The following is a 16,395-nucleotide window of genomic DNA, read 5'->3' as shown; positions in this document are numbered from 1 at the left end:
TTCCCGCTCCGGCCTTTCGGCTTTCGCGTTTCCCTTTCCGGCGAGTCCGACTCTACCAGATCCTTTCGGGCCTGATTCCCAGTCAGCGGGCTTTGCCGTCCCGGCTGTTGGGCCGTTCCGACGAGTGAGACATTAGCGGAATCCTGCTCCCCGACCTAATCGGGGGCGTCCTTTCGAACGCGGATTCCTCATTTCGCAAAAGCGCATGAAAACGAGCAGACGACGGGGCATCGAAGATTACACGGCATCGATCGTTTGAATGGTTGTGCGGAATGGTTGCCCGGGGACCGACCAGGAGTCGGCGCTCACGCCGGACAACTCGGAGAACACTACGTACGCGGTCTGGGCGTGTCAACCCTGGTCCACGGTGACCCCCTGGGGCTACCGTAGGAGACGTGACCACACATGCGCACACCCAACAGTGGTGGGCCGCCTGACGGCGGCCGTACACACGCATGTACTCAACGGCTGCCGACTCGGCGGCCGTTTCTTGTTTCTCCCCTGGAGGACCTGGAGCCCGGTCGTCGGGCCGGCGGTTCTGACCAAGAGGTGGAGAGATGACGAGGATCTTCAGCGGGATCAAGCCGACCGGGCACCTGACCCTGGGGAACTACCTGGGCGCCGTGCGCCAGTGGGCAGAAGGCGATCAGCACCGGGCCGACTCGCTGTTCAGCGTCGTCGACCTGCACGCCCTGACCGTCGATCACGATCCCGGCCGGGTGCGACGGCTCAGTCGGCAGGCGGCAACGCTGTTGCTCGCGTCGGGCATCGATCCCGAGCGGGCCACCGTGTTCGTACAGAGTCATGTGGACGAGCACGCCAGGCTCTCGTATCTGCTGGAGTGCGTCGCGACGGACGGCGAGATGCGGCGGATGATCCAGTACAAGGAGAAGTCGGCGCTGGAGCGGGCTCGCGGCGGGAGTGTGCGGCTCTCGCTGCTCACCTATCCCGTGCTGATGGCGGCGGACATCCTGGCGTACGGGGCGGATGAGGTGCCGGTCGGAGACGACCAGGTGCAGCACGTGGAGCTCACCCGGGATCTGGCGGTGCGGTTCAACCAACGGTACGGACACACGTTCGTGGTGCCGCGGGCCACGTATCCCAAGGTGGCGGCCAGGGTCATGGATCTGCAGGACCCGCTGTCGAAGATGGGGAAGTCCGGCGATGCCGGCGCCGGGATCGTCTATCTGCTGGACGAGCCGGACGTCGTGCGGAAGAAGATCCTGCGGGCCGTGACCGACAGCGGGACCGAGGTCGAGTACGACCGTGAGGCCAAGCCGGGGATCTCGAATCTGCTGGAGATCCTGGCGGCCTGTGAGGGTGGGAACCCCGAGGGCTTGAGCGGTGTATATGAGTCGTACGGGGCTTTGAAGAAGGACACCGCCGACGCCGTGGTGGAGATCTTGAGGCCCCTGCAGGCGAAGCACAAAGAGCTGGTTGCTGATCCCGCGTATGTGGAGGGGGTGTTGCGGCGGGGAGCTGAGCGGGCCAGGGAGATGTCCAGGCCGACGGTGGACACCGCCTATCGCGCCATCGGCCTGCTGCCTCCGGTGGACGAGGCACGGTAGGCGAGGCGCGGCAGGCGAAGTGGCGGGGCCGGTGTCGGGGCGCGGCCGGGGTGGGTGCGGCCGGTGCGCGCCCCGGCACCGGGGGGTCAGCTGTTGTTGCCGGAGGCCAGTTCGCGGCTGCGGTCGCGGGCGGCTTCGAGGGCGGCGATGAGGGCTGCTCGTACGCCGTGGTTCTCGAGTTCGCGGATGGCGTTGATGGTGGTGCCGGCAGGGGAGGTGACGTTCTCGCGGAGCTTGACCGGGTGTTCGCCGCTGTCGCGGAGCATCACGGCGGCGCCGATCGCGGCCTGGACGATGAGGTCGTGGGCCTTGTCTCGGGGCAGGCCGAGGAGGATGCCCGCGTCGGTCATGGCCTCGACCAAGTAGAAGAAGTACGCCGGACCTGAACCGGAGAGGGCGGTGCAAGCGTCCTGCTGGGTCTCGGGGACGCGGAGGGTCTTGCCGACGGCGCCGAAGATCTCCTCGGCGTGGGCGAGGTGGGCGGCTGTGGCCTGGCTGCCCGCGGAGATGACGGACATGCCCTCGTCCACGAGGACCGGGGTGTTGGGCATGACGCGGACGACAGGGGTGCCGTCTGCGAGGTGCTCTTCGATGAAGGAGGTGGTGATGCCGGCGGCGGCGCTGATGACCAGGCGATCGGGGGTGATGTGCGGGGCGAGCTCTTCGAGGAGGCGGCCCATGTCCTGCGGCTTGACGGCGAGGATGAGGGTGTCGGCCTGCTTGGCGGCCTCGGCGTTGCTGACGGGGTCGACGCCGTAGCGGGTGCGCAGTTCCGTGGCGCGTTCGGAGCGGCGGGTGGTGACCAGGAGGTCGGCTGGGGCCCAGCCGGCCCGGATCATGCCGCTGAGGAGGGCTTCGCCGATCTTGCCGGTGCCGAGGACTGCGACGGGCTGGGGCATGTGTGGTCACCCTCCGGGTGCGGGTCGGCGCTTCGGCCGGGGCGGGGCGGTGCCTCGGCCAGGTGGGGTCATCCTCGCATTGGTGGGTCAGGCCGTGCGGCGGCGGAGGGTTGCGGCGCCCAGGGCGAGGACGAGTACGGCGCAGCCCGCGACGATGACCGCGTCGCGTACGAAGTCGCCGGTGATGTCGGGGTGGTGCAGGACTTCGTTCATGCCGTCCACGGCATATGACATGGGGAGGACGTTGGAGATCGCTTCGAGGGCGGGGGCCATGTTGTCGCGCGGGGTGAACAGGCCGCAGAGGAGGAGCTGGGGGAAGATCACGGCCGGCATGAACTGGACGGCCTGGAACTCGGATGCCGCGAAGGCGGAGACGAAGAGGCCGAGTGCCGTGCCGAGCAGGGCGTCGAGGAGTGCGACCAGGAGCAGCAGCCAGGCGGAGCCGGTGACGTCCAGGCCGAGGGCCCAGAGGGCAAGGCCGGTGGCGAGGACGGACTGGATGACGGCGAGGAAGCCGAAGGCGAGGGCGTAGCCGGCGATGAGGTCGCCCTTGGCCAGGGGCATCGCGAGGAGGCGTTCGAGGGTGCCGGAGGTGCGCTCGCGGAGGGTGGCGATGGACGTCACCAGGAACATCGTGATGAGGGGGAAGATGCCGAGGAGCGAGGCGCCGATGGAGTCGAAGGTCTCCGGGCTGCCGTCGAAGACGTAGCGCAGGAGCAGCAGCATCACGCAGGGGACGAGCAGCATCAGGGCGATGGAGCGGGGGTCGTGGCGGAGCTGGCGCAGGACACGGGCCGCGGTGGCGAGGGTGCGGTAGGTGTTCATCGGGGGCTCCCGGTGGGGGTGGTGCTGCCGGTGGGGGTGTCGCCCTGCGCGGCGGCGGCCTCGTCGACCAGGTGGAGGAAGGCCGCTTCGACGGTCGGGGTGGCGGTGCGGGTGCGGAGGGCTTCGGGGGTGTCGTCGCCGAGGAGTTCGCCTTCGCGCATGAGGAGGAGGCGGTGGCAGCGTTCGGCCTCGTCCATGACGTGGGAGGAGACGAGGATCGTGGTGCCTCGGTCGGCGGCGATGGAGTGGAAGAGGCTCCACAGGTCGCGGCGGAGTACGGGGTCGAGGCCGACGGTGGGTTCGTCGAGCACGAGGAGTTCCGGGGCGCCGAGGAGGGCGACGGCCAGGGAGACACGGCTGCGCTGGCCGCCGGAGAGGTTGCCGGCGAGGGCGTCGGCGTGGGTCGTCAGGTCGACGTCGGCGATGGCGCGGGTGACGTGTTCGTGGCGGCGGTGGGCGGCGGGGCCTCGGCCGGGGTCGAGGACGGCGGCGAAGTAGTCCAGGTTCTGGCGGACGGTGAGGTCGTCGTAGACGGAGGGGCTCTGGGTGACGTAGCCGATGCGCGAGCGGAGGGAGGGGGCGCCGGCCGGCTGGTCGAGGACCTTCAGGGTGCCGGTGACCTTGGCCTGGGTGCCGACCGTGGCGCGCATGAGGGTGGATTTGCCGCAGCCCGAGGGGCCGAGGAGGCCGGTGATCTGGCCTTTCGGGACGGTGAAGTTCAGGCCGCGGAGGACGGTGCGGGGGCCTCGGACGACGGTCAGGTCCCGCGCCTCGATGGCAGGGGGTTCCTTTATATTCATCATGTGATGATTATGGCGCCTCGAAGGCCGGGGGCGTCAAGGGACAAGGAAAGAGCCACGCACTGTGCGTGCGTGGCTCTGGGGGGCGGGCCCTCTTCTCGGGGCCCTCTTCTCGGGGTGCTCGGGTCAGGTCCTCTCAGGTCCTCTTCTTCTTGCGGGAGGGGTTGCCCGTGCGGCGGGACGTGCGCTTCGCGTACTGCTGGCGGGCCTCCTCGTACTCCTCGCGGTGGAGTTCTTCGCCGGGGGCCTCGGTGAGGGAGCGGACGAAGTAGGCGAGGAGTACGCCGACGAAGCCGATCGTCAGCAGGCCGCGCATCGATGACTGGGACGCCGGGTCGTGGCGGCGGGTGAAGCCCTCCCAGGTGCGGCGGAAGGCGATCGCGCTGCAGATCGAGAACATGATGAGGACGAGGAAGTTCACGAACGTCCCCACGTCCGCGATGGCCATGCCCTCGTACGCGAACCGCAGCACGAAGCAGCCGGCCGCCGCCGCGAGCAGCGAGCCCACCGCGACTCCCGCGCGGCGCGCCCCGTAGCCGTTGTCGTGGCCGACCCAGGTCGTGCCGAAGAAGCGGAGGGGCTCGGGCTGCGGGCCGGGGGCCGTCGCGGACGACGGGGCCGACGGGGACGGCCCGGCTTTCGCGGCCGTGCGGTCGGGGGTGCTGGAATCTGCGCTCACCCCTCGAGTATCGCCCGGGGCGGTCGCGGGGCCGCGGTGCCGGGCAGGCGCGCCCTATTCGTCCCCCGCCTTGCCCTGCCGTACCACTCGGCGGCTAGTTTGTGGGGCGGGACAGCTGAACGGGCTCATGCGAGAACTGCGAAAACTGGTGCACGCGGGACGAGGAGGTCGAAAGAGTGTCGCTCCGCGGAGGTGACCCGGCCGAGATCGGCGGCTACCCGCTTGAGGCGCGCCTCGGCTCGGGCGGCATGGGCACGGTTTATCTGGCGCGTACGGCTTCGGGGCGACCCGTGGCGATCAAGCTGATCCACCAGCAGTTCGCGGGGGACGAGGAGTTCCGCATCCGCTTCCGGCAGGAGGTGGCGGCGGCGCGGCGGGTGAGCGGCGCGTTCACCGCCGCCGTGGTCGACGCCGACCCGGAGGCCGAGTATCCGTGGATGGCGACGGCCTATATAGAGGGGCACACGCTTGCCCAGGAGATCGCCAAGAAGGGCCCGCTGACCGGCGCGGAGCTGCGCACGCTCGCCATCGGTCTGACGGAGGCGCTGCGTGACATCCACCGCGTGGGTGTCGTGCACCGCGACCTGAAGCCCTCGAACGTCGTGCTCTCGCCCGAGGGCCCGCGCGTCATCGACTTCGGCATCTCGCGCGCCGCGGACCAGCAGACGCTGACGATGACGGGGCGGGTCATCGGTACGCCGCCGTTCATGTCGCCGGAGCAGTTGCAGGCCCCGCGTGGGGTCGGGCCGCGCTCCGATGTCTTCTCGCTGGGCACGTTGCTGGTGTACGCGGCGACGGGGCAAGGGCCGTTCGACGCGGACAGCCCGTACATGACGGCATATCAAGTGGTGCACGAGGCCCCGGCGTTGGACGCCGTCCCGGCCGCCCTGCGCGCGGTGGTGGAGCCGTGCCTCGACAAGGACCCCGACGCCCGCCCCTCGGCGGACCAGCTTCTTGTGCGGTTGCGGGACCTGCCGGTCGAGATGGGGGACGCGGCGAGGGTGCGGGCCAGTCGTACGCGGGACGTCGACACACAGCATCATCAGTCCTCCTATGGCGAGGGAAGCAAGAGCGACCCGGGCAGCCCTCGGCCGCGCCGCCGTTGGCGCGCCGTGCTCGCCGCCGCCGTCGCCGTGGCCGCCCTCGGGGGCGGGATCGCGGCGCTCCAGCTCGGCTCGTCCGACGAGTCCACCGGCGCCGGCGGTGACGGTGGTGGCGACGGCAAGGACCGCACCGTCGCGGCCGCCGAGGCGCCTCTGCCCGACGGCTACCGGCCGTGGCGCACGAGCGTGCCCAACGACAAGGGCATCCCGGACGAGGTGCGCTGCGTGCCCCGCGGGGATGCCTTGTTCTGCGGGGGCGGCGGAGTCATCGCGACCCGGCTGCGGATCTCCGACGGCAAGGAGATCTGGAAGGTGAAGAGCCCCGGCGTGCCCATGCAGGGCATGCACATCGTGGGCGCCACGAACGACACCGTCCTCGGGTACCGCATCCCGCCGGAGGTCGCCTCGTCCGGAAAGCCCGTCCAGCTGGTGGCGTTGGACGCCAGGACCAGCAAGGAGCTGTGGTCACGCCCGATCAGCGGACAGTCCCAGATCTACACCGGCCGGTCGCAGGACGCGGTTCTCTCCGGCTCCACTGTCCTGTCGGTCGAGCCGGGCCGTGCGCGCGTCGAGGCGAGGGACGCGCACAGCGGGCGCATGCTCTGGTCGACGCCGTTCCCCGCGGGCTCGGAGTGCACGCCGGTCCCGGCGGGGCAGCGAATGTACGCGATGTGCGCGCCGTCCGCCCAGGTCGCGAACGTCGAGGTGCGCAACCCCGTTCTCCACACCCTCGACCTCGGGTCGGGGGCGTTCGGCAAGGGCATCCCGGTCGAGGGGCCCGTGCATCCGGTGGGTGGCGACGAGGGCCGGCTCGTGCTCCTGCATCAGCGGTTGAAGGGGCCCGAGTTCCTCGGGTACGACAAGGTTCTGCGGGTCGAGCCGGGCAGCGGTCGCGTCTCGGCCCGGCCGCTGAAGACGACGTACAACGCCACGCCGGGTGTCGCCGACGGCACGGTCTACTTCGCGGAGCCGACCGGGCGGATCAGCGCGGTGGATCCCGCGACCGGGCGCCAGAAGTGGTCCCGGCAGACGGGTGTGGAAGGGGCCTCCGGGCCGACGGCGAGCGGCGGTGCGCTGTACTTCAGTTCGCCCAGTGGGCGGGTGGTCGCCCTTTCGCCGCGGGGCAGGACTCTGTGGAGCACCGATCCGCGGGCCGAGGGTCTTGGCGGTGAGGTGAACGCGAGTCCGCGGGTGGCGGTCTCGGGGCGGGTGATCTTTGTGGCGGCGGCCAAGAACACCGTGTTCTCGTTCGACGCGACGAAGCCGCCGAAGTCCGGGTGAACTTCGGCGGCTTCCGCTGCTTCTCGCGTGCGGTGGATCAGCAGCGGGGCGCCACGTAGCCGTCGCTGCCTGTGCGGACGTAGGTGTCGGAGATGTAGCGGCCGCTGCCGATGCGGTCCCAGAGCTTTGATGTGCCGGTTGGGCCCGTTACCTTCTCGCCCGGCTTCTGGCAGTGGATCGTCACTCGGGAACCTGCCGAGAGGCGGCCCACCTTGCCGTACGACGTGCCCGGGCCGGAGCGGACGTTGACGTCCGCGACGATCGGGTACGTTCTTGCCGCCGCGGCTTCGATTTCCTCTGCGGATTCCGGTGCGATGACGTTCTCGCTCATGCTTCTCTCCCCCGTGAAGCGGCGGCTCCGGGCCGCCGTGGCATGTTCGTAAACGGGGGGACGCATGGGTGGGGTGGGGTGGTTGCGGAGCCGGGGGTTCCTTTCCCCGACCCCGCTCCGTGCCGTCATCACCGGCTCCGCCGAGTTCGTCCTCAAACGCCGGACGGGCTGAAACCCGCCGATCAGCCCAGCTTCGACACGTCTCGCACCGCGCCGCGGTCCGCGCTTGTGGCCATTGCTGCGTAGGCCCGCAGTGCCGCCGAGACCTTGCGTTCGCGGGACTTGGGGGCGTAGATGCCGTCGAGGGCCTCTCGGCGGCGCGTCAGCTCGGCCTCCGGGACCAGGAGTTCGATGCCGCGGTTCGGGATGTCGATGCGGATGCGGTCGCCGTCCTCGACCAGGGCGATCGTGCCGCCGGACGCCGCCTCGGGCGACGCGTGGCCGATCGACAGGCCCGACGTGCCGCCGGAGAAGCGGCCGTCCGTGACGAGGGCGCAGGCCTTGCCGAGGCCGCGGCCCTTGAGGAAGGACGTGGGGTAGAGCATTTCCTGCATGCCGGGGCCGCCCTTGGGGCCCTCGTAGCGGATGACGACCACGTCGCCTTCCTTGATCTGCTTCTTGAGGATCTTGTCGACGGCCTCTTCCTGCGACTCGCAGACCACCGCCGGGCCCTCGAAGGTCCAGATCGACTCGTCGACGCCCGCCGTCTTCACGACGCAGCCGTCCACGGCGAGGTTGCCCTTGAGGACCGCGAGGCCGCCGTCCTTGGAGTACGCGTGGGCCGCGTCCCTGATGCAGCCGCCCGCGGCGTCCGTGTCCAGGGAGTCCCAGCGCTTCGACTGGGAGAAGGCCGTCGCCGAGCGCTCGCAGCCCGGGGCCGCGTACCAGAGCTCGACCGCCTCGTCCGACGGGGAACCGCCGCGCACGTCCCACGTGTCCAGCCAGTCCTTGATGGACGCGGAGTGGACGGTGTGCACGTCCTCGTTCAGGAGGCCCGCGCGGTACAGCTCGCCGAGGATCGCGGGGATGCCGCCGGCGCGGTGCACGTCCTCCATGTAGTACGTGCCGCCGGGCGCGACGTTCGGGGCGACCTTGGCCAGGCAGGGGACGCGGCGCGAGACCTCGTCCATGTCGGCCAGGGTGTAGTCCAGCTCGGCCTCCTGGGCGGCGGCGAGCAGGTGCAGGATCGTGTTCGTGGAGCCGCCCATGGAGATGTCGAGCGCCATGGCGTTGTCGAAGGCTGCGCGGGTGGCGATGTTGCGCGGCAGGACCGAGTCGTCGTCCCCGTCGTAGTACCGCTTGGCGATCTCGACGACCGTCTGGCCGGCCTTCTCGTACAGCGCCTTGCGGCCGGTGTGCGTGGCGAGCATCGAGCCGTTGCCCGGCAGGGAGAGGCCGATGGCCTCGGTCAGGCAGTTCATGGAGTTGGCGGTGAACATGCCGGAACAGCTGCCGCACGTCGGGCAGGCGTTCTCCTCGATGCGGAGGATGTCCTCGTCCGAGACGCTCTCGTCCACCGCGTCGCTGATCGCGTTGACCAGGTCGAGTTTGCGGACCGTGCCGTCGACCAGCGTGGCCTTGCCGGCCTCCATCGGGCCGCCGGAGACGAAGACCGTCGGGATGTTGAGGCGCAGGGCCGCGTTCAGCATGCCGGGGGTGATCTTGTCGCAGTTGGAGATGCAGATCAGCGCGTCCGCGCAGTGCGCCTCCACCATGTACTCCACCGAGTCCGCGATCAGGTCGCGCGAGGGCAGGGAGTAGAGCATGCCGCCGTGGCCCATCGCGATGCCGTCGTCCACGGCGATCGTGTTGAACTCGCGGGGGATGGCGCCCGCCGCCGTGATCGCCTCGGAGACGATGCGGCCGACCGGCTGCAGGTGGGTGTGGCCCGGGACGAACTCGGTGAACGAGTTGGCGACGGCGATGATCGGCTTACGCCCGATGTCCGCGCCGGGTACACCGGAGGCACGCATAAGGGCGCGTGCGCCCGCCATGTTGCGGCCGTGGGTGACTGTGCGGGACCTGAGCTCGGGCATCGTCGCTCGCTCCTTCAGGATCGGGAGAGACATAAGGATCGACTGTTCTCGAGCGTACGCCGACGCTCCACGATCTGGACAGCCTGTCCGGATGGCGGGACGGCCGTCTCGGTGAGCGGGCCTGCCGGGAAGCGCTCAGGGCCCGGTCAGATGCCCCTGCACCACCGGCGCGAGCCGCGCGATGATCGCCTCCGGGTCCGCCGACGCGAGCGGCTCCACCTGGATGACGTAGCGCAGCATCGCCGTGCCCACCAGCTGTGCGGCCGCCAGTTCCGCCCGCAGCTCGGCGTCCGGCTGGTCGATGCGGCTCGCCACCCTGCCGAGCAGCTGCGTCGCGACGAGGCGGCGGAAGACGGCCGCCGCCGTGTCGTTGTTCACCGCCGAGCGCACGATCGCGAGGAGCGGGACGCGGGTGGCGGGGTTCTCCCAGACGCCGAAGATGAAGCGGGTCAGGCGCTCGCCGACGCTGTCGAGCGGGCCGTCCTCGATCGCCGACGGCGCGTCGAGCGCGGGCGCGAGGGCCACCTCGATCGCCGAGGCGAAGACCTGGTCCTTCGTGCCGAAGTAGTGGTGCACGAGAGCCGAGTCCACCCCGGCCGCCTTGGCGATCCCGCGCACGGACGTCTTCTCGTACCCCCGTGCGGAGAACTCGGTGCGGGCCGCCTCCAGGATGCGGTCCCGCATCGCGGGGCCCTCGGCCGACTGCGTACGGGAGGGGCGTCCCCTGCGGCGCGGAGCCGCACCGCCCTGTGCCGCCGCCGTCACGAGCGGGGCACCTGCACCGCGGACGCCAGATGCAGCCGCGTGTAGGCGAGGGCTTCGGCGAGGTCCGCCTCCCGTTCGGCGCTGGACATCGCGCGGCGCGTGTTGACCTCGATGACGACGTGGCCGTCGAAGCCGCTCGTCGCGAGGCGCTCCAGGAGTTCGGCGCACGGCTGGGTGCCGCGGCCCGGCACCAGGTGCTCGTCCTTGGCGGAGCCCTTGCCGTCGGCGAGGTGGACGTGCCCGAGGCGGTCGCCCATGCGGTCGATCATCTGCATCGCGTCCGTGCGGGCGGTCGCGGTGTGGCTGAGGTCGACCGTGAAGTGGCGGTAGTCGTCCTTGGTGACGTCCCAGTCGGGGGCGTAGGCGAGCATCTCGCGGTCGCGGTAACGCCACGGGTACATGTTTTCGACGGCGAATCGCACGTCCGTCTCGTCGGCCATCCGCCAGATGCCGTCGACGAAGGCGTTCGCGTACCCGCGCTGCCAGCGGAAGGGCGGATGGACGACGACGGTCGACGCGCCCAGCTTCTCGGCGGCGGCCTGCGCGCGCTGGAGCTTGATCCAGGGATCCGTGGACCACACGCGCTGTGTGATCAGGAGACATGGCGCGTGAACGGCGAGGATCGGGATCTGGTGGTAGTCGCTGAGTCTGCGCAGGGCTTCGATGTCCTGGCTGACGGGATCCGTCCAGACCATGACCTCGACGCCGTCGTAGCCGAGGCGCGCGGCGATCTCGAAGGCCGTCGCCGTCGACTCCGGATAGACCGAGGCCGTCGACAGGGCGACCTTCGCATCCGGGATGCGCACCACTGGTTCTGCCACGAGGGACAGCGTACGGGCCACGCCTGGGCGCGGGGGAGGTGGTCTCCCCCACACCCGGGTCGTATGTGACGTATGTCCTCAGCCGTCGAGGCGTACGTCTACGCCTCGTCGTCGGCCGTGGTCACCTGAGTCGCCGGGAGGTGGTCGAGGCGGCGCAGGATCACGCCCTCGCGCAGCGCCCAAGGGCAGATCTCCAGCGTCTCGACCCCGAAGAGGTCCATGGCTCCCTCGGCGACAAGGGCCCCCGCGAGCAGTTGCCCGGCCCGTCCCTCAGAGACTCCGGGCAGCTCGGAGCGCTCGGCGGTCGTCATCGCCGCAAGCTGCGGGACCCAGTCCTCCAGGGACTTCCGCTTCAGCTCGCGCTGGACGTAGAGGCCGTCGGCGGAACGTGCGGCGCCCGCGAGCCTGGCCAGCTGCTTGAACGTCTTCGACGTCGCCACGACGTGGTCCGGGGCGCCGAAGCGGCTGAACTCGCCCACCGTGCGCGCGATCTGGGCGCGCGCGTGGCGCCGCAGGGCCTTCGCGTCGGCCGGGTCCGGCGGGTCGTGCCTGAACCAGGCGGACGTCAGACGGCCGGCGCCGAGCGGCAGGCTGACCGCCGCGTCGGGTTCCTCGTCTATCCCGTACGCGATCTCCAGGGAGCCGCCGCCGATGTCGATGACCAGGAGCTTTCCCGCCGACCAGCCGAACCAGCGGCGGGCCGCGAGGAAGGTGAGGCGGGCTTCCTCGGCGCCGGTGAGGACCTGCAGATCGACGCGGGTCTCCTCCTTGACGCGGGCGAGGACCTGATCGGCGTTGCTGGCCTCGCGTACGGCGGAGGTGGCGAACGGCAGCAGATCCTCCACGCCCTTGTCCTCCGCGGCCTCCATCGCGTCACGCACGGTGCCGACGAGCAGATCGACGCCTTCGGGGCCGATCGCCCCGGCCTCGTCGAGGAGTTGGGCGAGGCGCAGGTCCGCCTTGTGCGAGTACGCGGGCAGGGGGCGCGCGCCGGGGTGGGCGTCCACCACCAACAGATGCACCGTGTTCGAACCTACGTCGAGGACACCGAGTCTCATATACGGAACGCTACTGCGCGTACGGCGGTCGCTGGTCCCCGGACCGGGTACCGCGCGCATACCCTGGAGACGTGCCAAAGACGAAAAAGGCGAAGACCGACAAAACGAAGACGAAAAAGATGTCGGGGAAGCCGGGGAAGGTGCAGCCGGACGAGAAGGGCCTCGACTTCGCCCGCGCCTGGGTGGAGTTCCCGGATCCCGCGGACGACGAGCAGGTCTTCCGCTGCGATCTGACATGGCTGACCTCTCGGTGGACCTGCATCTTCGGCAGTGGCTGCCAGGGCATCCAGGCGGGCCGGGCGGACGACGGCTGCTGCACGCTGGGCGCGCACTTCTCGGACGAGGACGACGAGAAGCGGGTCGCCGAGTCCGTGGCGCGGCTCACGCCGGACATCTGGCAGCACCACGACATCGGCACGGTGAGCGGCTGGGTGTCGACGGACGACGACGGCGAGCGCCAGACCCGTCCGTACAACGGCTCCTGCATCTTCCAGAACCGTCCCGGTTTCGTCGGGGGCGCGGGGTGCTCGCTGCACATCCTGGCGCTGAAGGAGGGGCGCGAGCCGCTGGAGACGAAGCCGGACGTGTGCTGGCAGCTGCCGGTGCGCCGGACGTACGAGTGGATCGACAGGCCCGACGACACGCGCATCCTGCAGGTGTCCATCGGGGAGTACGACCGGCGCGGCTGGGGCCCCGGTGGCCACGACCTGCACTGGTGGTGCACGTCGGCGACGTCGGCGCACGGCGCGGGCGACCCGGTGTACGTGTCCTACCGTCCCGAGCTGACGGAGCTCATGGGCAAGGAGGGCTACGACCGGCTCGCGGAGCTGTGCGAGGAGCGACTGGCGTCGCAGCTGCCTCTGCTTGCACCGCATCCGGCGGATCCTTCGAAGTAGCGGGGTCAGCCCTCGCTCGGACTCGGGCCGTCGCTGTCGCTCGGCGGGGGCGTCGAGTTGCCCGGGTCGGACGGGGTGGGCGTGGGGTCCGGAGTGCTCGGCGTCGGGTCCGGGTCCGAGGGCGTAGGGGTCGGGTCGGGGGTCGGAGGCGTCGGCTTCGGTGGGGTCGGCTTCGGGGTCGGCCGGGGGCCGGGATGTGTCGGGCGGCCCGAGCCGCTGCCGTAGCCGTCGATCGAGATGATCGCGCCCGAGGGTGCGATGGAGACGCGGGCGCTCCAGTGGCCGGCGGGCTCGCGCGCATGGTCGACGTACACCCGGATCGTGAACGTCTCCCCCGGCGCGAGCGTCCCGGACGACTGGCTCAGGTAAAGCCAGGAAGCCCCCGTGCTCGCCGACCAGTGGACCGCCTCGCCCCCGGACGCGGAGAGCGTGATCAAGGTCGTGCCGCCGCTCGGCTGCGCCTGCACGGTGAGGCGGCCTGCCCCGGTCCCGGAACGGGAGGGGGGCGAGCCGGCGCTGATGACCTCTACGGAGACGTCCGGTGAGCGGCTGCCCGCGGTGAAGCGAGGGTCGGGCGGGGTGTGGGCGTTGCCCGCGTTCTCATAGTCCTCGCGCCGTTCGTCGCCGTTCATCCCGTCGGCCCCGGCCTCGCTCGCGCTGACGGAGCGGCCGTCCTGGCCCTCGCCGGTCAGCGGCGCTCCCCGGTAGGCCGCCCAGAGCGCGAGCACCGGGGCGGCCACCACGGTGGCGACGACCGTCGTCGTCACGGCACGCGCGCGCATCCGGTCGCGGCGGGCCGCGTGGTCCTTGGGGTCCATCGGGAATCCGTGCCGGTCGAAGCGCGGACCGCCGCCCCGCGCGCGCGGGACGTGTGCCATCGCCACGTGCACGGCGGCCCGGGGGGCCTCGATGACGGGCAGGGCGGCGGGGGACGCCGCGGTGCCGGGCCAGGCCGACGATCCGGCGCGCTCGGCGGTGCGGCGGCAGCGCGGGCAGTCGTCGACATGCCGGACGAGTTCGCGGCGCAGGGCCGTGCCGAGGAGGAGTTGGTTGTCGCCGGTGAGGCGGGCGACGATCGGGCAGGTGCCGGTCTCCACGACGGCGAGCGCGGCCCGGGTGCGCTCCACCTCGCAGGCGGCGGACGCGAGGAGGTCGCGGGTCTTCACGAGGTCCATGCCGATGACCGCGGCGACTTCCTTGGCGCTGAGCTGGTGGCGTACGGCGAGTTCCAGGGCCTCGCGCTGTTCGGGCGTCGTCCCCGCGGCCTCGGGCCAGGCCAGTTGGGCGAGTTCGCGGCGGCGCCGCCGCTCCGTCTCGTCCGGGGGCGTGTCGGGGCCGTCCGGCCTCGTGATGCGGGGGGCCGCTCCGGAGGCGTGGGCGCCGCCGCCCTGCCGCTTGCGCTTGGCCTCGGCGAGGGCGCGCAGGCAGACCCAGCGGGCGAGTGCGTACAGCCAGGACTTCAGTTCGGCCTCGGTGGCGGGGCCGCGTGAGCCGCGTCGCTCGGCGATGGCGAGCACGTCGCCCAGGGCGGCGGTCGCGGTGTCGTGATCGCAGAGCACGGACAGGCAGTACGTGAACAGGCCGTCCAGACAGGGCTCATAGCGTGCGGGCGGCGCCTGCGGCACCGAGCGGGGCACAACGCGCTGGCGCGCGTCACGATGCGCCCGGTGTGCGCCGGTTGCTTGGGTGGGGGTTTCCGGCCTGCTGCTCATCACCCGTGCGAAGTTAGGCGGATGATGCCGGGCCCCTCCTCCCACTTGAGCACATTTAATCCTTACGGGTGAACAGATCCCTCAAAAGGGGACAGGAACCCATGATTCCGTGACCCGCGCACGCGCCCGAAACGGTTCGCCTCTCGCACGCCCGGCCGCAGTCGGTGAATGTCAGTGGCGCCCGCTACGGTTCGGTTCATGGCTGCCCGTACGAAGTCCGGCAAAGACCGGCCGTCCTATCGCTGCACCGAGTGCGGCTGGCAGACGGCCAAGTGGCTCGGCCGCTGCCCCGAGTGCCAGGCCTGGGGCACGGTCGAGGAGTACGGCGCGCCCGCTGTCCGCACCACCGCCCCCGGCCGCGTCACCTCCACCGCCCTGCCCATCGGCGAGGTCGACGGCCGCCGGGCCACCGCACGCTCCACCGGCGTCCCCGAGTTCGACCGCGTCCTGGGCGGCGGCCTGGTGCCCGGCGCCGTGGTCCTGCTCGCGGGCGAGCCCGGCGTCGGCAAGTCGACGCTGCTCCTGGACGTCGCTGCGAAGTCGGCGAGCGACGAGCACCGCACGTTGTATGTGACGGGCGAAGAGTCCGCGAGCCAGGTCCGGCTGCGCGCCGACCGCATCAAGGCGATCGACGACCACCTCTACCTGGCGGCCGAGACCGATCTTGCCGCCGTCCTCGGCCACTTGGACGCGGTGAAGCCCTCGCTCCTCATCCTCGACTCGGTCCAGACGATCGCGTCCCCGGAGATCGACGGGGCGCCGGGCGGCATGGCCCAGGTCCGCGAGGTGGCGGGCGCGCTGATCCGCGCCTCCAAGGAGCGCGGCATGTCCACGCTCCTGGTCGGCCACGTCACCAAGGACGGCGCCATCGCGGGGCCCCGCCTCCTCGAACACCTCGTGGACGTCGTCCTGTCCTTCGAGGGCGACCGCCACGCGCGCCTGCGCCTGGTCCGAGGCGTCAAGAACCGGTACGGGACGACGGACGAGGTCGGCTGCTTCGAACTGCACGACGAGGGCATCACCGGCCTCGCCGACCCCAGCGGTCTCTTCCTCACCCGCCGCACGGAACCCGTCCCTGGCACCTGTCTGACGGTCACGCTCGAAGGCCGCCGCCCCCTGGTGGCCGAGGTCCAGGCCCTCACCGTCGAATCCCAGATCCCCTCGCCCCGGCGCACGACGTCCGGCCTGGAGACCTCCCGCGTCTCGATGATGCTGGCCGTCCTCGAACAGCGGGGCCGCATCACCGCACTCGGCAAGCGCGACATCTACAGCGCGACGGTCGGCGGCGTGAAGCTCTCCGAGCCCGCCGCGGACCTCGCGGTGGCCCTCGCCCTGGCCAGCGCGGCGAGCGACACCCCGCTGCCGAAAAATCTCGTCGCGATCGGCGAAGTGGGCCTGGCGGGCGAGGTCAGACGGGTCACGGGAGTCCAGCGCAGGCTCGCCGAAGCGCACCGTCTGGGCTTCACGCACGCCCTTGTCCCGGCCGATCCGGGCAAGATCCCGGCCGGTATGAAGGTCACCGAAGTCGCCGACATGGGGGACGCGCTGCGGGTCCTTCCGAGGTCGCGTCGCAGAGAGGCCCCACGGGAGGCCGAAGAGCGCCGGTAGACTTTGCCCTGGT

General features: G+C 71.0%; 14 protein-coding genes. 4 read left to right on the top strand and 10 right to left on the bottom strand.

Annotation, left to right across the window (positions count from 1 at the left end; genetic code table 11):
- The first annotated feature begins 557 nt into the window (after window positions 1-557).
- Window positions 558-1,568 carry a tryptophan--tRNA ligase gene (trpS, locus tag AB0I66_RS27800; RefSeq protein WP_363210658.1) on the top strand — a complete coding sequence of 337 codons (1,011 nt, stop codon included), beginning with the start codon at window positions 558-560 and terminating at the stop codon, window positions 1,566-1,568.
- An 86-nt stretch (window positions 1,569-1,654) separates the two neighbouring features.
- On the opposite strand, the gene proC is transcribed toward trpS, so the two are convergent.
- The 4 genes from proC to AB0I66_RS27780 form a co-directional block, all read right to left on the bottom strand.
- On the bottom strand, window positions 1,655-2,467 hold the full coding sequence (gene proC / locus AB0I66_RS27795; RefSeq protein WP_363210657.1) for a pyrroline-5-carboxylate reductase: 813 nt from the start codon (window positions 2,465-2,467) through the stop codon (window positions 1,655-1,657).
- Window positions 2,468-2,554: 87 nt separating this feature from the next.
- Entirely contained in the window at window positions 2,555-3,292 is a 738-nt protein-coding gene (locus tag AB0I66_RS27790; RefSeq protein WP_363210656.1) for an ABC transporter permease, read from the bottom strand.
- On the bottom strand, window positions 3,289-4,095 hold the full coding sequence (locus AB0I66_RS27785) for an ABC transporter ATP-binding protein (protein ID WP_363210655.1): 807 nt from the start codon (window positions 4,093-4,095) through the stop codon (window positions 3,289-3,291). Before AB0I66_RS27785 ends, AB0I66_RS27790 begins: the two co-directional genes overlap by 4 nt.
- Window positions 4,096-4,228: 133 nt before the next feature.
- Window positions 4,229-4,771, bottom strand: coding sequence for an EamA/RhaT family transporter (locus AB0I66_RS27780; protein ID WP_363210654.1), 543 nt, complete (start codon window positions 4,769-4,771; stop codon window positions 4,229-4,231).
- Window positions 4,772-4,947: 176 nt separating this feature from the next.
- Between AB0I66_RS27780 and AB0I66_RS27775 the strand changes: the two genes are divergently transcribed.
- Window positions 4,948-7,155: a PQQ-binding-like beta-propeller repeat protein gene (locus AB0I66_RS27775; RefSeq protein ID WP_363210653.1), complete on the top strand. Its 2,208-nt coding sequence runs from the start codon at window positions 4,948-4,950 to the stop codon at window positions 7,153-7,155.
- Window positions 7,156-7,192: 37 nt separating this feature from the next.
- On the opposite strand, the gene AB0I66_RS27770 is transcribed toward AB0I66_RS27775, so the two are convergent.
- From AB0I66_RS27770 to AB0I66_RS27750, 5 genes are all read right to left on the bottom strand, one after another.
- Window positions 7,193-7,486, bottom strand: coding sequence for an SH3 domain-containing protein (locus AB0I66_RS27770; protein WP_363210652.1), 294 nt, complete (start codon window positions 7,484-7,486; stop codon window positions 7,193-7,195).
- Between the two features lie 182 nt (window positions 7,487-7,668).
- Window positions 7,669-9,522, bottom strand: coding sequence for a dihydroxy-acid dehydratase (gene ilvD, locus AB0I66_RS27765; protein WP_363210651.1), 1,854 nt, complete (start codon window positions 9,520-9,522; stop codon window positions 7,669-7,671).
- A 135-nt stretch (window positions 9,523-9,657) separates the two neighbouring features.
- Entirely contained in the window at window positions 9,658-10,287 is a 630-nt protein-coding gene (locus AB0I66_RS27760) for a TetR family transcriptional regulator (protein ID WP_363210650.1), read from the bottom strand.
- Entirely contained in the window at window positions 10,284-11,108 is an 825-nt protein-coding gene (locus AB0I66_RS27755; protein WP_363210649.1) for a sugar phosphate isomerase/epimerase, read from the bottom strand. The genes AB0I66_RS27760 and AB0I66_RS27755 overlap by 4 nt, the downstream gene beginning before the upstream one ends.
- Before the next feature lie 98 nt (window positions 11,109-11,206).
- The gene (locus AB0I66_RS27750) at window positions 11,207-12,166 is read right to left on the bottom strand and encodes a Ppx/GppA phosphatase family protein (protein WP_363210648.1); all 960 of its coding nucleotides are present in this window, start codon (window positions 12,164-12,166) and stop codon (window positions 11,207-11,209) included.
- Window positions 12,167-12,237: 71 nt separating this feature from the next.
- Between AB0I66_RS27750 and AB0I66_RS27745 the strand changes: the two genes are divergently transcribed.
- Window positions 12,238-13,062, top strand: coding sequence for a hypothetical protein (locus AB0I66_RS27745; RefSeq protein WP_363210647.1), 825 nt, complete (start codon window positions 12,238-12,240; stop codon window positions 13,060-13,062).
- A 5-nt stretch (window positions 13,063-13,067) separates the two neighbouring features.
- Here AB0I66_RS27745 and AB0I66_RS27740 read toward each other — a convergent pair whose 3' ends face one another.
- The gene (locus tag AB0I66_RS27740) at window positions 13,068-14,777 is read right to left on the bottom strand and encodes a hypothetical protein (RefSeq protein WP_363210646.1); all 1,710 of its coding nucleotides are present in this window, start codon (window positions 14,775-14,777) and stop codon (window positions 13,068-13,070) included.
- A 195-nt stretch (window positions 14,778-14,972) separates the two neighbouring features.
- Here AB0I66_RS27740 and radA point away from each other — a divergent pair, with 195 nt between their 5' ends.
- On the top strand, window positions 14,973-16,382 hold the full coding sequence (radA, locus tag AB0I66_RS27735; protein ID WP_363210645.1) for a DNA repair protein RadA: 1,410 nt from the start codon (window positions 14,973-14,975) through the stop codon (window positions 16,380-16,382).
- Window positions 16,383-16,395: the final 13 nt, after the last annotated feature.

The organism is Streptomyces sp. NPDC050439 (assembly GCF_040655335.1).
Taxonomy (GTDB): Bacteria; Actinomycetota; Actinomycetes; order Streptomycetales; family Streptomycetaceae; genus Streptomyces.
The sequence above is the reverse complement of the archived record's forward strand: the minus strand, read 5'-3'. Positions and strand labels throughout refer to the sequence as shown.

Excerpts from the sequence above, each read along its gene's own strand:
- AB0I66_RS27790 (WP_363210656.1), bottom strand. The coding sequence starts at position 3,292 with ATGAACACCTACCGCACCCTCGCCACCGCGGCCCGTGTCCTGCGCCAG.
- AB0I66_RS27785 (WP_363210655.1), bottom strand. The coding sequence starts at position 4,095 with ATGATGAATATAAAGGAACCCCCTGCCATCGAGGCGCGGGACCTGACC.
- ilvD (WP_363210651.1), bottom strand. The coding sequence starts at position 9,522 with ATGCCCGAGCTCAGGTCCCGCACAGTCACCCACGGCCGCAACATGGCG.
- AB0I66_RS27750 (WP_363210648.1), bottom strand. The coding sequence starts at position 12,166 with ATGAGACTCGGTGTCCTCGACGTAGGTTCGAACACGGTGCATCTGTTG.
- proC (WP_363210657.1), bottom strand. The coding sequence starts at position 2,467 with ATGCCCCAGCCCGTCGCAGTCCTCGGCACCGGCAAGATCGGCGAAGCC.
- trpS (WP_363210658.1), top strand. The coding sequence starts at position 558 with ATGACGAGGATCTTCAGCGGGATCAAGCCGACCGGGCACCTGACCCTG.
- AB0I66_RS27770 (WP_363210652.1), bottom strand. The coding sequence starts at position 7,486 with ATGAGCGAGAACGTCATCGCACCGGAATCCGCAGAGGAAATCGAAGCC.
- radA (WP_363210645.1), top strand. The coding sequence starts at position 14,973 with ATGGCTGCCCGTACGAAGTCCGGCAAAGACCGGCCGTCCTATCGCTGC.